Source organism: Pseudomonas sp. H1_A03, assembly GCF_054685145.1.
In genome coordinates this window covers 1,659,827-1,675,274 of the sequence record NZ_CP162829.1, presented here as the reverse complement: position 1 = coordinate 1,675,274, position 15,448 = coordinate 1,659,827, and the positions used below count along the sequence as shown (strand labels likewise).

At 60.3% G+C, this 15,448-nt stretch carries 9 protein-coding genes and 2 pseudogenes; 2 read left to right on the top strand and 9 right to left on the bottom strand.

The window, feature by feature from the left end; genetic code table 11:
* Window positions 1-201: 201 nt before the first annotated feature.
* The gene (locus AB4O35_RS07755; RefSeq protein ID WP_065945580.1) at window positions 202-762 is read right to left on the bottom strand and encodes a HutD/Ves family protein; all 561 of its coding nucleotides are present in this window, start codon (window positions 760-762) and stop codon (window positions 202-204) included.
* Window positions 759-1,469 carry a histidine utilization repressor gene (hutC, locus tag AB4O35_RS07750; RefSeq protein ID WP_173668614.1) on the bottom strand — a complete coding sequence of 237 codons (711 nt, stop codon included), beginning with the start codon at window positions 1,467-1,469 and terminating at the stop codon, window positions 759-761. Before hutC ends, AB4O35_RS07755 begins: the two co-directional genes overlap by 4 nt.
* A 147-nt stretch (window positions 1,470-1,616) precedes the next feature.
* Here hutC and AB4O35_RS07745 point away from each other — a divergent pair, with 147 nt between their 5' ends.
* Window positions 1,617-2,981, top strand: coding sequence for a formimidoylglutamate deiminase (locus AB4O35_RS07745; protein WP_065945581.1), 1,365 nt, complete (start codon window positions 1,617-1,619; stop codon window positions 2,979-2,981).
* 125 nt (window positions 2,982-3,106) lie between these two features.
* On the opposite strand, the gene AB4O35_RS07740 is transcribed toward AB4O35_RS07745, so the two are convergent.
* From AB4O35_RS07740 to AB4O35_RS07715, 6 genes and pseudogenes are all read right to left on the bottom strand, one after another.
* Window positions 3,107-3,676 carry a lipocalin family protein gene (locus AB4O35_RS07740; protein ID WP_065945582.1) on the bottom strand — a complete coding sequence of 190 codons (570 nt, stop codon included), beginning with the start codon at window positions 3,674-3,676 and terminating at the stop codon, window positions 3,107-3,109.
* Between the two features lie 30 nt (window positions 3,677-3,706).
* On the bottom strand, window positions 3,707-3,961 hold the full coding sequence (locus AB4O35_RS07735) for a lipoprotein (RefSeq protein WP_049710452.1): 255 nt from the start codon (window positions 3,959-3,961) through the stop codon (window positions 3,707-3,709).
* A 176-nt stretch (window positions 3,962-4,137) separates the two neighbouring features.
* Window positions 4,138-5,148, bottom strand: a complete 1,011-nt coding sequence (locus tag AB4O35_RS07730) for a class 1 fructose-bisphosphatase (protein WP_003237460.1) — start codon at window positions 5,146-5,148, stop codon at window positions 4,138-4,140.
* Between the two features lie 109 nt (window positions 5,149-5,257).
* A pseudogene (locus AB4O35_RS07725) lies at window positions 5,258-6,526 on the bottom strand (DUF3999 domain-containing protein); the annotation flags it as partial.
* 99 nt (window positions 6,527-6,625) lie between these two features.
* Window positions 6,626-10,132 (bottom strand): annotated as a pseudogene (locus AB4O35_RS07720) (DUF2339 domain-containing protein); the annotation flags it as partial.
* Between the two features lie 159 nt (window positions 10,133-10,291).
* Window positions 10,292-12,742, bottom strand: a complete 2,451-nt coding sequence (locus AB4O35_RS07715) for a glycogen/starch/alpha-glucan phosphorylase (protein WP_065875768.1) — start codon at window positions 12,740-12,742, stop codon at window positions 10,292-10,294.
* A 240-nt stretch (window positions 12,743-12,982) separates the two neighbouring features.
* Here AB4O35_RS07715 and AB4O35_RS07710 point away from each other — a divergent pair, with 240 nt between their 5' ends.
* Window positions 12,983-13,417 carry a YkgJ family cysteine cluster protein gene (locus tag AB4O35_RS07710; protein WP_017529542.1) on the top strand — a complete coding sequence of 145 codons (435 nt, stop codon included), beginning with the start codon at window positions 12,983-12,985 and terminating at the stop codon, window positions 13,415-13,417.
* 204 nt (window positions 13,418-13,621) lie between these two features.
* Here the strand turns inward: AB4O35_RS07710 and typA are convergent, their stop codons facing one another.
* Window positions 13,622-15,442, bottom strand: coding sequence for a translational GTPase TypA (gene typA / locus AB4O35_RS07705; protein WP_053140412.1), 1,821 nt, complete (start codon window positions 15,440-15,442; stop codon window positions 13,622-13,624).
* Window positions 15,443-15,448: the final 6 nt, after the last annotated feature.

Genomic DNA, 15,448 nt, shown 5'->3' with positions numbered 1-15,448 from the left:
GCTGCGAGGGAGGTTTGTCACGACAACGTCGTTTTGCGCCACGCTGGGGCATTCGGTAACAAACTGGTGCAGAGACTGGAAACAGATTTAATGTTCCCCACAAAACAATTGTGGGAGCTGGCTTGCCTGCGATGGCGGCGTGTCAGTCAGCACATTTAGCACTGAAACGCCGTTGTCGCAGGCAAGCCAGCTCCCACATTTTTAACCGCGTGCGGTCAGTTCGATGATGCAGCTACGGCCGGCGACGGAAATGTCCAACAGACCAGTGTTACCGTCGATTTGCAGGCAATCGTGATGCCCCAATTTCTCGTCCAGCACCTTCACCTCATCGACAACGCTGAACACCAACACCGTCTGCGCCGTACTGAAGAAACGCTGCACACCGTCGATCCATTGCAGACGCGCGTGGTAACGCTGCGGCGAATAGATCAGGTTGAAGTCGCGGATGGGCCCAGTGATCAATCGGCACTCCACCTGGCTGTCACCTTTGAACGCAAAAGGTTGCAGCGGTAACAACCCACGCTGTTCTTCGCCATCCACGGTCAGCACCATGCCGGCGCCTTTGATCACGGTGATCACCCGTTGGTAGCCGGCGAAGATGGAAAAACCGCCCGATTCCGCAATATCCGCAATCGACAGGCGCCAGCCAAAGCCATCCAGGCCTGCGCCGGCATCACGGGTGATTTCTTCGGTACTGCCGCCGCCGTTTTTCCAGGGCATGCGCACGTAATCGGCAGCGCGCCAGACTTTTACGGAACTCATTTACTGAAACGTCCTTCCAGGCTGTGACGGGAACCGGGGTGAATCAAACGCGCGGCCGTCACCGGCTGGCGGCCCGACCAGGTGCGTCGACGGATCAACAGGCACGGTTCGCTGGGCTCGATCTGCAGCAGCTTGCACTCGGCGGCGTCAGCGAGGATGGCTTCGACCACGTGCTCGCCTTCGGTCAACGGTGCAACCTGGTTCAAGTAGGCGTAGGGCGTTTGTTGGGTGAAATCCTGTTGCAGGTATTCCGGGGCGACCAGTGCATTGACGAAACGGTCTTCGATTTGCACGGGAATATCGTTTTCGAAGTGCACGATCAACGAGTGGAAGACCCGCCCGCCTTCGCGCATTTCCAGGGCGACGGCGCGCTCGGAACCGGCAGCTTCTTCGCCCAAGGTGATGACTTGGCAGGTGTGTCGATGACCGCGAGAAGCGATCTCATCGGCAATGTTGTGCACTTCAAACAGCGCGGACTGGCTCTTGGGCTCAGCGACGAAGGTGCCGACGCCCTGCATGCGCACCAACAAGCCTTCGGCGGTGAGCTCGCGCAGGGCGCGGTTGATGGTCATGCGGCTGAAACCCAACTGGCTGACCAGTTCGCTCTCCGACGGCACACGGTAATGAGGCGGCCAGTTGCCGTTGAGGATCTGCTGGCTGATCATTTGTTTGACGCGGGCATACAAGGGCGCCGGACTTTCGTCCATGTGGGCAGCCAGCGAAGACTTGGCAGGCGGAGTCGGCACAGGGAATCCTTGCAGGGGAAAAAGATGCATAGATTGCCGGAGTTTACCGAGCAGGCAAACGTCTGTATATGTATATACAAATAAACACACGACCGGGGTGCCTTGATCATGTCCGCTTTCTTTGCCGAACGCGCGCTGCTGCCTAATGGATGGGCCAACGATGTACGTCTTGAAGTCAGCGCAGATGGGGTGCTGACAAAGGTTGAGGCCAATGCCAGCGCAGACGCTGCCGAACGGCTGAGAGGCCCGGTGTTGGCGGGTATGCCGAACCTGCACTCCCACGCTTTCCAGCGTGCAATGGCAGGTTTGGCAGAAGTGGCCGGCAACCCGAATGACAGTTTCTGGACCTGGCGCGACCTGATGTACCGCATGGTCGGCAAGATCAGTCCGGAGCAATTGCACGTCATCGCGCGTCAGCTGTATATCGAGATGCTCAAGGCCGGTTATACCTCGGTGGCCGAATTTCACTATGTGCACCACGATGTCAGCGGCCAGCCGTATGCCGACCGCACGGAGTTGTCGCGGCAGATCAGCCAGGCAGCGACCAGCAGTGGCATTGGCCTGACGTTGGTGCCTGTGCTTTACACCCACTCCGGGTTTGGCGGCCAGGCACCGAATGAAGGCCAGCGGCGGTTTATCAACAGCACTGAACACTATCTGGACCTGCAGGCGCGGCTGAAACCGATCCTGGCAGCACAGCCGGCGCAGCAGTTGGGGTTGTGTTTCCACTCGCTGCGCGCCGTCACGCCCGAGCAAATCCATGCAGTGCTGGCCGCCAGCGACAAGGCGTGCCCGGTGCATATCCACATTGCCGAACAGCAGAAAGAAGTCGACGACTGCCTGGCCTGGAGCGGAAAGCGCCCGCTGCAATGGCTGTATGACAATGTCGAGGTGGATGAACGCTGGTGCCTGGTGCATGCCACGCATGCAGATCCTGAAGAGGTCACGCGCATGGCCAAGAGCCGCGCAATTGCCGGTTTGTGCCTGACCACCGAGGCTAACCTGGGTGACGGGATTTTCCCGGCCGTGGATTTTCTCGCCCAGGGCGGGCGCATGGGCATCGGTTCCGACAGCCATGTGTCACTGAGCGTGGTGGAAGAACTGCGCTGGTTGGAATATGGCCAACGCCTGCGCGATCAACGGCGTAACCGCTTGTATCGCAATGATCAGCCGATGGTGGGCCGCACGCTGTTTGATGCTGCGCTGGACGGCGGCGCCCAGGCGTTGGGGCAGCCGATTGGCCGGTTGGAAGTGGGTAAACGTGCGGATTGGCTGGTACTGGATGGCAATGATCCGTACCTGGCGACGGCAAGCGAAGACGGGATTTTGAATCGCTGGTTGTTTGCCGGTGGGGATCGGCAGGTGCGTGATGTGCTGGTGAACGGGAAGTGGGTGGTGCGGGATGGGCGGCATGCAGGCGAAGAGGAAAGCAGCCGGGCGTTCACACAAGTCTTGAGAGATTTGCTGAGTTAATAACACCCTAAAACACATGTGGGAGGTGGCTTGCCTGCGATGCAAGCACCTCGGTATGTCAGGCATATCGAGGTGATGCTATCGCAGGCAAGCCAGCTCCCACATTTGATCGGCAGTGTTTCCGTTTACTGCGAAGTCTTCGCCATCTGCTTGTCCGACGTGCGCCAGATCAACCGCGTGGTGTCATAACCCTGCTGCCGCGCCCTGCTCAGCAGGTCTTCGCGAGTGTCGGCGCTCACCGTAGGCGTGCGCGACAAAATCCACATGTACCGCCGGCTCGGGCTGCCAACAATCGCGGTCTTGTAGTCATCGCTGACATACAACACCCAGTAATCGCCCTTGGCAACGCCCGGCAACAGTGCGCTAAACCAGTTATTGAATTCCACCCAAAGCTTGTCAGTCTTGCCCGGCACTTGCGGCGTAGCCGTGCCCTTGGCTTCTTCCCACTTCCACTCGGTCGTCAGGCAGCGGTTGAACACCGACATGTCGCCATCAGGCAGCAATGTGTAGCGGGCTTCGGACTGCGCGCAGTTGCGCTGGAAGTACATCGGCAATCGGGCCAACTCATACCAAGTGCCCTGGTAACGCTTGAGGTTGACGTTGCTCGCAGTCTTGGGTTGCAGATCATCGCCAGAATGGCTGGCGCAGCCCGCCAAAAACAGGCTGGCACAAAGAAACAAAACAAAACGGATCATTCTTCTTCTCCCGCAGGCTTTCGCCCCGGTTTACTTCAGGCCTTGCCCGGAAAACATCAGAACCTTGTCACCGGCATATTGCACGCTGATAAAGCTGTTTTTATCGCCCCAGGTGCAGCTGGACATGCCCAGTGCGCCGGAACAGTCAGTCGGCTGACCCAGCAGTGATTCCACTTCAGCCTTAGGCATGCCAGCGGAAAGCTTCGCGTAATTTTCTTGGTTGACCTTGCTGCAAGCGGCCAACAGCACGCAAAAGGTCAGCAAGGCGAGACGACGTAACGACATGGAAAAACTCCTGGAGGGACTAAGCAGCATGGGGGTCTGCCAGAAGCTTAGAAGGGAAAAGAGGTTTCTGGTTCCCGACGAACGAAAACAAAAAAGCCCCGAAAACGCTGAAACGTTTCGGGGCTTCTTTAAGGGTGAACCGGCTCCCAATAACGCCGATCACTTATCGCCGCAACTTACTTCTTGTGATAGGCCGTCACACGCTCAACTTCTTCTTTCGAACCCAGGAATACCGCCACACGCTGGTGCAGGCCTTCAGGCTGGATGTCGAGGATACGCTGGTGACCGTCGGTGGACGCGCCGCCTGCCTGCTCAACCAGGAACGACATCGGATTGGCTTCATACATCAGGCGCAATTTGCCCGGCTTGGACGGCTCGCGGCTGTCGCGAGGGTACATGAACAAGCCACCACGGGTCAGGATGCGGTGCACGTCGGCCACCATGGCGGCGACCCAGCGCATGTTGAAGTTTTTCTTCAACGGGCCTTCTTCGCCAGCCATCAACTCGCCTACGTAGCGGGTCACAGGTTCTTCCCAGTGGCGCTGGTTGGACATGTTGATCGCGAATTCCTGGGTAGACGCAGGAATGGTGATGTCTTCGTGGGTCAGTACGAAACTGCCCATTTCGCGGTCCAGGGTGAAGCCTTTGACGCCGTCGCCCAGGGTCAATACCAGCATGGTCTGCGGGCCGTAGATCGCGTAACCAGCCGCGACCTGTTCGGTGCCTGGCTGCAGGAAGGCCTTTTCGTTCAGGGCTTCGTTCTGGCTCAAGTACTCGTTAGGGCAACGCAATACCGAGAAGATGGTGCCGACGGGAGCGTTGATGTCGATGTTGGACGAGCCGTCCAGTGGGTCGAACACCAGCAGGTACGCGCCTTTCGGGTACTTGCCCGGGATCTGGTAGGCATTGTCCATTTCTTCGGACGCCATGCCGGCCAGGTGACCGCCCCATTCGTTGGCTTCGAGCAGGATCTCGTTGGAGATGACGTCGAGCTTCTTCTGCACTTCGCCCTGCACGTTTTCAGTGCCCATGCTGCCCAGGACACCACCCAGTGCGCCTTTGGACACGGCGTGGCTGATTTCCTTGCAAGCACGCGCCACCACTTCGATAAGGAAGCGCAGATCGGCAGGCGTGTTGTTGCTGCGGGTCTGCTCGATCAAATAGCGACTCAAGGTAACGCGGGACATGTATGGCTCCGGAGAATGGGGGGCTTGAAAACCCGCGCAGTTTAGCGCGAGTCGGGGCGTATTTCCTCCTATCAGAGGATTTAAACCCAATAGAGTTCATGGACTTTATTTAACGTGCCACCGGCGGCTTGCGCAGCAAACTGTAGGCCATGGCGCCCAGTGCCGCCACGCCGAGCAGTAACACGGCCCAGAGCCCGAGTTTTTTCCAGTTCGTGCCGGCATCGGCAGCCGCTACGATCGGCGGCGACGTCACCGCGACTTCCCCGGCGACTTTCGCTTGCCCCAATGCCTTGAGACGCTCGGCGCTGTAGTCAGGGATCAAGGTCGAAAGCGGAAGGTTCGCCGCCTTGACCGATGCATTCCCCAGCGCCAGTGTAAATGGCGGCTCGCCCCGGGCCAGGAACACCAACTGCGTGGCGCGCACCGCAAAACGCAGCGCTGGCGCCTCAATGCCCAGGCCGCCGCCGCGTTCATCCACTGCCAACTTGAGTTCGGCGACCGTTTGGCCCGGCAGCTGCAATTCATCCTGCACCACGTCCTGGCCATTCTGGGTGAGGCGATACAGCACGCCATTGCTCAGTGGCTGCCACGCCTGTTTGCTGTCCCTGCGCCCCGCCAGCGTAACGGGCGCCAGCGTGTTGGGTTGCTTCAATTCGATGCGCAGTCGCTCGATGCTCAGCCCCGTGGGCAACTGCCAACTGTATTCCCCGGCGTTGAGCCGCGTGCCCGCCAAGGGTTGCGACCACACCAACGGCATCGGCAGGCTACTGCTCGTCGCGCTCACCAGCTTTGCCGAGGTCAGCAGCGGCGCCGCCTGGCCTTGCCAGACAAGGCGCAGGTAACGTGCCGATTGCCCAGGCAAGTTCACGTCATGCTGCTCGACCCGCTCGTCGGCGAATGACAAGCGCGCCACCTGCCCATCGCCCCAGGCTTGCCAGTGCTGCAAGTCATCACTGGCCTCAATGCTGAAACGCTGGAAGCCCTCTTGCTCGCGGCTCCAATCCAGGCTCAATTGCTGCAACGGCGCCTTGATCGCACTGGCGTCCAATACCCAGCCGCGCAGCACTTGCTTGCCGGGCTTTGGCGCGGTAGACGGTTTTATTTCCACCAGGGTGCCTGTGCTGGTGGCTTTCATCACCACGTCGGGCAGGGCTTGCTGGGTGTCGGCGGCGTACAGCGGGAACCACTTCACGTCGGTGACGTTGCGGCTTTCGGTGCGTTGCGAAGATTGACGCGACAACGCATAAGCCTGCGGCTCGCCGGCGGCGTTGAACACACGCACATCGCTGAGATCAGCCTGGCGCGCGCTCAATTGCACCGCCAGTGGCAGTTCCAGGCGATACCAGGGCCCGCTACCGCTCACGGCCAGCGGTACCTGGGTGGTGAAGTCGGACGGAACTTCCTGTGCAAAGGCTGCCGAACACGCCAGCCATACCGCCAAACCACTCAGTTTCAGCTTGCCCATCAAGAAGACGCCCCCCTCGGTTTCAGTCACAGGTTCAACGCGTTTTGGCGGCAGCGGCGCAAAGTAGCCCACCACCAGCAACAACCCGCCTACACCGATAAACGACACAATCCGCGCCAGGCCGCCACGGTTGCTCAGTTCGACAAAGAACAGTTTGGCCACCACCACCGCAATCAGCGCCGCGCCGATCAGCCACACTTCGCGACGATGGCGCAGGTGACCGCCGATCATCAGGCCAAGGGCAATCAAGGTCCAGACGATCGATAGGCCGGCCTGCACCAGCATCGACTCCAGCAACGCATCCAATTGAAACGGCACGCCGCCCCAATGATGAGCGGTACGCATCACCAACGCCGTAAAGAAGGCGAACAGCGAGACACCCGCCACGCCCTGGACGATCAATTCAATACGCGGCCCACGCTCAGGCGCCGCACTGCGCGACCACAGGTAAATGCCCAGCAGCGCGAACAACAAGCCCAGATCCAACGGGTTGAGCAGCGGAACATAAGGCAACGGCTCGGCCGTGCCGTCGCTGAAGCTGTTCGCCAGCCAGAACCACCCCAACATCAGCACCGCCAGCGGTAGCGCGGCCAGCACGCGGTATTCCCTTGGGTACGCCGATACCGGCCATGGCCAGCGGCGCGGCGCGGCGGCCAGCACCAGGTACAGGCTTGGCAGAAGCGCCCAGCCCAGCCAACGCCAGGCGTTGTACTCGCTCGACAGCACCAGCAGGCCGTAACGCACCTCCAGCGCCAGCACGCCGATCAGCATCCAGCAGCCCACTACGTGCGCCGCGCTCAGCACCTTGGCCGGAACCACCGCCGCCAAACGCCGCAGCGAGATGAAATGCACCACAAACACCGCCAACCAAGCCAGCCAACCGTACTGCGCCGCCGGGTGGTAATAGTTATGCGCAGACACCAGCAACACCACACCGGCCGCCGGCATCAACAGGGTGCAGAACATGCCCAGCGACGCCCAGCGCAGCCGCTCGGACAGAAACGCCCAGATCGCCACGCTGACTGCTGCGGTGCCGAGCAGGAACGGACCCTGCAGCTCTTGCGGGATAAACCGCAACACTTCGCCGACCAATGCCAGCGTCCACCAAGCCGTGCCCCACACCAGCAGCAAGTCGGACAGGCGTTGCAATTTCAACACGGCAAACACCGGCGCGTGGGGTTCGCGCTGCAAGCGCCAGGCGCCGACCAGTGCCGCCAGGCCCAGCACCATCGGCGTCCAGAAACCGCTATGGGCCAACGGACGCAGCCCCTCACGGGTCAACGGGCCGAGCAACTCCGGCACCGCCAGCAGGAACGAGCCGCCGCCGATCAGTTGCAGCAACAAGCCGAACACAAAGCTGACGCGCTGTTGCAGGTACAGGCTCAGCCAGATGATCAACAAACCGCTGGCCGCCCATACGCCGCTCGCGCTCTCCCAAGGCAAGACGAACAGCACCGCGAGATTAATCAGGATAAGACCCGCCAGCAGAACCACCGACAAGCCACGTAACAGCCGTACATCGCCGCGCACCATCTCATCGCGCGCCGCCAGAAGCATGCCACCAATCAACGCTAGGCCGATCAGCGAAGCCGTGAGCAAGCCACTCCAGCCCGCATTGAATACCGCCGCCCCGTCACCGCCCTGCAAGCGCAGCAGGAACAACGCGCCGCCCAGCAACTGCACGGCGAATGCAGTGAACAGGAAGGTCCGCGAACCAATGCGCAGGCCGACAAACAGCGTCGCCAGACCGGCGATTGCCCAACTGACAGCCGTGCCTTGAGTATTCAGCAGCAAGGGTGCGAGCAGGTACAAAAAGCTCAAGCCAAGGCTCGCCAGCACGGGCAGGCCTTTGCGCTCCCAATCCGTCGCTTGTTCGGTAGAGGCCTTGCGCAACTGATCAAAGCTGAACAGCAACGCCGCGCCCAGCAGCAGCGCACCCAATGGCGCTCCGTCCAGCAAGGTGTGCTCGCCAACGCTCAACTCACTGATGAATGCCACCGCTGAGCCCAGTTGCAGCAGCAAGCCGAACGCTCGCGCCAGTGGTCGCTGTTGACGCAAGCCCAGCCAGAAGATTCCGGCGCCTTCCACCGCCCAGGCCGCAGCCGTCCAGCGTGCATCCAGCCCGAGGGGAATCGCCAGGCTGGCGAAAATCACACCCAGGGCCAGGCAGGTCTCCGCCAACAGCAAGGCGCGCCCGCCGCTCAGCAGCCGGGCCAACCCCATGTAGATGACGCCCAAGCCCAACGCGCTGAACGCGGCGGCGAATTCCACGTGCTGCACCAGCGCGAACTGCAAGCCAAAACCTACCAGCGGCGGACCGAACAACATGCTGCCGTCGACATAATCACCCTTGGCCGCCGACCAGCGCAGCAGCGCGCCACGGCTGTCATCCTCGGGCGCGTCGCTCATCTCCAGCAGTTTGCGCCGGGCGAACAATAGGCCGATGATCAGGTACATCAGGAAAAACAGAATCAGGAACGGCTCGGTGCTCCACAGCAATTCCGGCGTGTAGGAGCGCAGACCCCAGGCGAAGCCGATACCAAAGGTGCCGACAAAGCCGATCAGGTTGAGCAAACGCCAGGCCTTGAACCAGGCGATGGCGAGGATGCCGGCATTCAGCAGGGCAAAATAGCTGAACAGCGCCACATGGTTGCCGGCACCGGTAGACGTGAGGATAGGCGCCGCAAAGCCGCCGAGCGCCGCCGCACAGGCCAGCCCCAAGGCATCCTGGGTGATTGCCAGGATCGCCGAAAACACCGTGACGGCCACCAGCAAGCCCAGCGCCGCACTCGGGTCTATCAACGGATGCAAACGCATCGCAGCAAACACCGTCAGGTACAACACCGCGATCCCGGTGCCTTGCAACATCAAGCCGTAGTTGCTGTTACGCAGCCGCAGCCACCAGCCCAGGCCCAGTAAGCCTAACGCCGCAGCGGCAACCCCGGCGTAACGCACCTCGATCGGCACCACCATGCCTTCGGTGGCGTAACGCAGCAGGAAGGCCAGGCCGAGAAACAGCAACACCACGCCAACCCGCAGCACGGTATTGCCGCCAAACAGCCAATTGCGTGCGCCGCTGATGGCGCGTTCGATCAAGTTGGGGCCACGAGGAATCGCAGGTGCTTGAGGGCGCGGAGTTGGGGCAGGCGTCCAAACGTCGGCCGGCAGCGGCTGGCTCGGTTCGGTGACCATGGCAACAGGTGCGATGTCGGCAGGCAGCTCCCAAACAAGCTCGGGCGCTTTAGTGACAGTTATCGGCTCAGGGACGGGTGTTTCGACGATGACACTGCTCGTCGGCGCGGGCACTTCCAACTGCCGCAGGCGCTCACCCAGCGCTATCAGCGACTTTTGCGTGGTTTCCAACTGACGCGCCTGCTGGTCCGCTTGGGCCGACAGCTTCGCCAGGCGAATCGCCTGGCCAATGCCGAGCCCCAACAGCGCACCGATGCCCGCGTCACTGAACGACTCGTCGAGCGTCCAGCCGAGCGCAAGGCCAATCAGCATGAAAATCCATTGCATGGTCGATATTCCCTAGGCAAACCGGCGCTCAGTATATCGACGCGGGCCCAATGTGGGAGGGGGCTTGCCCCCGATAGCGGTGCACCAGTCGACATATCTGCAAACTGACACTCTGCTATCGGGGGCAAGCCCCCTCCCACACCTTGGGATCAGCCGTGTTTAGTCGAGCGCTTTCCAGATCTCAGTGGCGTATTCGCGGATCGTCCGGTCCGAAGAGAACCACCCCATCCGCGCGGTATTGAGCACCGCCGAACGCCACCACGCCTTGGAATCATGCCAATGCGCCTCGACCCGCGCCTGGGCCTCCCAGTACGAATCGAAGTCGGCACACACCAGGAAGCGGTCGTAGTCGATCAGCCCGTCGATCAACCCCACATACCGGCCCGGATCATCCGGCGAGAACACCCCGCCGCGAATCGCTTGCAGCACATCGCTGAGGCGATGGGACGCTGCAATGTCCTGCCCGGCGTTGAATTCACCGGCGTGTTTTCGCGCTTCCACCTGCTGCGCGCTGAGGCCGAAGATAAACATGTGATCGGCGCCGACGCGCTCGTGCATCTCCACGTTCGCGCCGTCCATGGTGCCGATGGTCAACGCACCGTTGAGACCGAACTTCATGTTGCTGGTGCCCGAGGCTTCAAAGCCGGCCGTGGAGATCTGCTCCGACAAGTCCGCCGCCGGGATGATGCTTTCCGCCAGGCTGACGTTGTAGTTGGGCAGGAACACCACCTTGAGCAGACCGCGCACGGTCGGGTCGTTGTTAACGGTGCGCGCGATGTCGTTGGTCAACTTGATGATCAACTTGGCCTGGTGATAACTCGCCGCCGCTTTACCCGCGAAGATCTTCACACGCGGCACCCAGTCGGTGCCCGGTTCGGCACGGATGGCCTGGTACAACGCCACCGTGTGCAGCAGGTTCAGCAATTGGCGCTTGTATTCGTGAATCCGCTTGACCTGCACATCGAACATCGCCGCCGGGTTGATCGCGATCCCCAGCCGTTCGTGAATGATGTCCGCCAATGCGCGCTTACTGTGCAGGCGCTGATCGGCGAAGGCTTTGCGGAAGGTCTGCTTCTCGGCGAAGGTTTCCAGCTCGCCCAGGCGCGTTTCCATGTTGTCGAGAATGTCCGGGCCCAATGCGTCCACGAGCATCGACGTGAGTTTCGGGTTGGCCTGGTACAGCCAGCGGCGGAAGGTGATGCCGTTGGTTTTGTTGTTGATGCGCTCCGGGTACAGCTTGTGCAGCTCAGAGAACACCGTGTTGCGCATCAACTGGGTGTGCAAGCCCGACACACCGTTGACGCTGTGGGAGCCGAGGAATGCCAGGTTGCCCATGCGCACACGGCGGCCGTTGTCTTCTTCAATCAGCGATACGGCGCGCAATACGTCGAAATCGTGGACGCCCTTGGCGCGCAGCGAGTCGATGTGCTGGGCGTTGATCAGGTAGATGATCTGCATGTGCCGCGGCAGCATGCGCTCCATCAAGCCAACCGGCCAGGTTTCCAGCGCTTCGGGCAACAGGGTGTGGTTGGTGTAGGAAAGGGTTTCGACGGTGACGTCCCACGCCGCTTCCCACGGAATGTCGTGCAAGTCGACCAATTGGCGCATCAACTCGGCCACGGCGATGGACGGGTGAGTGTCGTTGAGCTGGATCGCAGCGTGTTCGCCCAGGCTCAGCACCGAGCCATGCATGTTCTTGTGGCGACGCAGCAAATCCTGCAGCGAGGCCGAGACGAAGAAGTATTCCTGGCGCAGGCGCAATTCCTGCCCCGCTTCGGTGCTGTCCGCGGGGTAAAGCACCCGGGAGATGCTTTCGGCGCGGGCCACTTCGGCGACGGCGCCCAGGTGGTCGCCGGCGTTGAAACGCTCCAGGTGCAGGTCTTCCACTGCGCGAGCACGCCACAGGCGCAAGGTATTGACACTCGCGCCGCGCCAGCCGACCACCGGGGTGTCGTAGGCAACCGCGCGTACGGTTTCGCTCGGCGTCCACACTTGGATCAGCTTGCCAGAAGCATCCGGCAGGGTTTCGACGCTGCCGCCAAACCCGATCGGGTAAATCACTTCGGCCCGTTCGAATTCCCATGGGTTGCCGAAATCCAGCCAGCGTTCGGTTTGCTCCTGTTGCCAGCCATCGACAATCGCCTGGCGGAACAGGCCGTGCTCATAACGAATGCCATAACCGTGACCCGCAATGCCCAACGTCGACATGCTTTCCATAAAGCACGCGGCCAGGCGACCCAGGCCACCGTTGCCTAGCGCCGCATCGGGCTCCAGCAGGCGGATGCGCTCCAAGTCGACGCCCAGCTCCGAGAGTGCCTCGCGCGCGATCTCCAACACACCAAGGTTGCTCAGGCTGTCGTACAGCAAACGACCGATGAGGAATTCCAGGGAAAGGTAATAAACGCGCTTTTGACCTTTGCGGTAAATACGCCGCGTATGGTCCATCCAGTGGTCGACCATCTGGTCGCGTGCGGCCAGGGCAATGGCTTCGAACCAGTCGTGGTCGAAGGCGTGATCCGGGTCCTTGCCCACCGCGTAGGTGAGTTTGGTCAAGACGGCATCGCGAAACGCGGCTACCTCTGCTTCTCGTGCAAGTGGTTCCTGAGACATCAATTGCGACCTCGGGCGAGATAGAAGGAGTTGCTAGAGCCTAGACGGTCTGACAGACGGCGGCCGCTCTGGTTCGGCAGTTTTTTAACGCATTCACCTATACAGGATTTAGATGCAGGGGCCGTGCCTGCTTTGACGTTCCAAAAGCCTTCCAGCAGAAACCCGGAAAATATTGTTCAAAAAATCACCAATCCCGGTATCATCGCGCGCCCGGATACAGCCCCACCTTTTGGAACCCTGATGAAGCCTCAACTGATCGCCGCCGCGGAACTCGACCGTCTTGAAACGTGGCAGAAATATTCCGCGCACATGTGCGGTGGTTGCGTGTCCAGCTGCTGCACGCTGCCGGTCGAAGTGAAGATCAAGGACCTGATCCGCATCGGCATCGTCGATGAGTTCGAGCGCGGCGACCCGCCAAAGAACATCGCCAAGCGCTTGCAGAAGGAAGGCATCGTCGAGCGTTTCAATTCCAAGTCAGAAATTTTTACTCTGCAGCGCATGAGCAACAACGATTGCCTGTACCTGGATCGTAAGACGCGCTTCTGCACTATTTATGACAAGCGCCCGGATACTTGCCGCAATCACCCGAAGATCGGGCCACGGCCTGGGTATTGCGCGTATAAGCCGAAGGAAGTGGTGCGCGAGACTAAGTTCAAGACCCTCGATAAGTTCTGATCTGGATTTTGGGGTGTTCTGACTGGCCTCTTCGCGAGCAAGCCCGCTCCCACACTTGACCGCGCTCATCCTGAAACAACGCGGTCGAATGTGGGAGCGGGCTTGCTCGCGAAAGGGTCGGCACAAACACCACACAAACTGCAGGCATAAAAAAACGCCCCCGGCCTTTCGACCGGGGGCGTTTTTCATTCAGCCTGAGTTAACTCAGTTCTTGGCTTTCTTGGCAGCGCGGGTACGCTCGCCTTCGTCCAGGATCTTCTTACGCAGGCGGATCGACTTAGGCGTCACTTCGCACAGCTCGTCGTCCTGGATGAATTCCAGGGCCTGTTCCAGGGTGAAGCGAACAGGTGGAACCAGGGCGATGGTTTCGTCTTTACCCGAAGCACGCATGTTGTCGAGCTTCTTGCCTTTGGTTGGGTTGACGCCCATGTCGTTGTCACGGCTGTTCAGACCAACGATCTGACCGTTGTAGATCTCTTGACCGTGTTCAACGAACAGCTTGCCACGCGCCTGGAGGGTTTCCAGGGAGTAGGTCAGTGCCTTGCCGGTTTCAACCGATACCAGAACACCGTTCTGACGGCCGGACATGTCGCCGGACTTCATGGTGTCATAGCGATCGAAGATCGAGGTCAGGATGCCAGCACCGTTGGTCAGGGTCAGGAACTGGTTACGGAAACCGATCAGACCACGAGCAGGGATGTTGTATTCCAGACGTACACGGCCTTTGCCATCCGGCACCATGTTGGTCAGGTCGCCCTTACGCAGGCCCATCTCTTCCATGACCTTGCCCTGGGATTCTTCAGGGGTGTCGATGGTGACGTTTTCGAACGGTTCCTGCTTCACGCCGTCAACGGTACGGATGATCACTTCCGGACGACCAACGCCCATTTCGAAGCCTTCGCGACGCATGGTTTCGATCAGTACCGAGAGGTGCAGCTCACCACGGCCCGACACCTTGAACTTGTCAGCCGAGTCGCCTTCTTCAACGCGCAGAGCAACGTTGTACAGCAGCTCTTTGTCCAGACGCTCCTTGATGTTACGGGAGGTCACGAACTTGCCTTCTTTACCGCAGAAAGGCGAGTCGTTTACCTGGAAGGTCATGGAAACGGTTGGCTCGTCAACGGTCAGAGGCTTCATCGCCTCGACGGTGTCCGGCTGGCACAGGGTGTCAGAGATGAACAGCGAATCCATGCCGCTGACGCATACGATGTCGCCAGCAAAGGCTTCTTCAACGTCGATGCGGTGCAGGCCGTGGTGACCCATCAGCTTCAGGATACGACCGTTACGCTTCTTGCCGTCGGCGCCGATAGCCACAACCGGGGTGTTCGGCTTGACGCTACCACGCGCGATACGGCCAACGCCGATAACACCCAGGAAGCTGTTGTAGTCCAGTGCCGAGATTTGCATCTGGAACGGGCCTTCACGGTCAACCTTCGGTGGTGGAACGTGGTCAACGATCGCCTGGTACAGCGGGGTCATGTCTTCCGCCATGGCGGTGTGTTCCAGACCGGCAATACCGTTCAGGGCCGAGGCGTAGATAACCTGGAAGTCCAGTTGCTCTTCGGTAGCACCCAGGTTGTCGAACAGGTCGAAGATCTGGTCCAGAACCCAGTCCGGACGCGCGCCTGGACGGTCAACCTTGTTGATGCACACGATCGGACGCAGGCCGGCTTCGAAAGCCTTCTTGGTCACGAAACGGGTTTGCGGCATAGGGCCGTCTTGAGCGTCAACCAGCAGCAGAACGGAGTCAACCATCGACATTACGCGTTCTACTTCGCCGCCGAAGTCGGCGTGGCCCGGGGTATCCACGATGTTGATGTGGTAGCCGTTCCAGTTGATAGCGGTGTTTTTAGCCAGGATGGTAATACCGCGCTCTTTTTCCTGGTCGTTGGAGTCCATCACGCGCTCGTCGTTGAGCTCGTTGCGCTCCAGGGTGCCGGATTGACGCAAGAGTTTGTCTACCAGGGTGGTTTTACCGTGGTCAACGTGAGCAATGATGGCGATGTTACGTAGATTTTCGATCACTTGTGT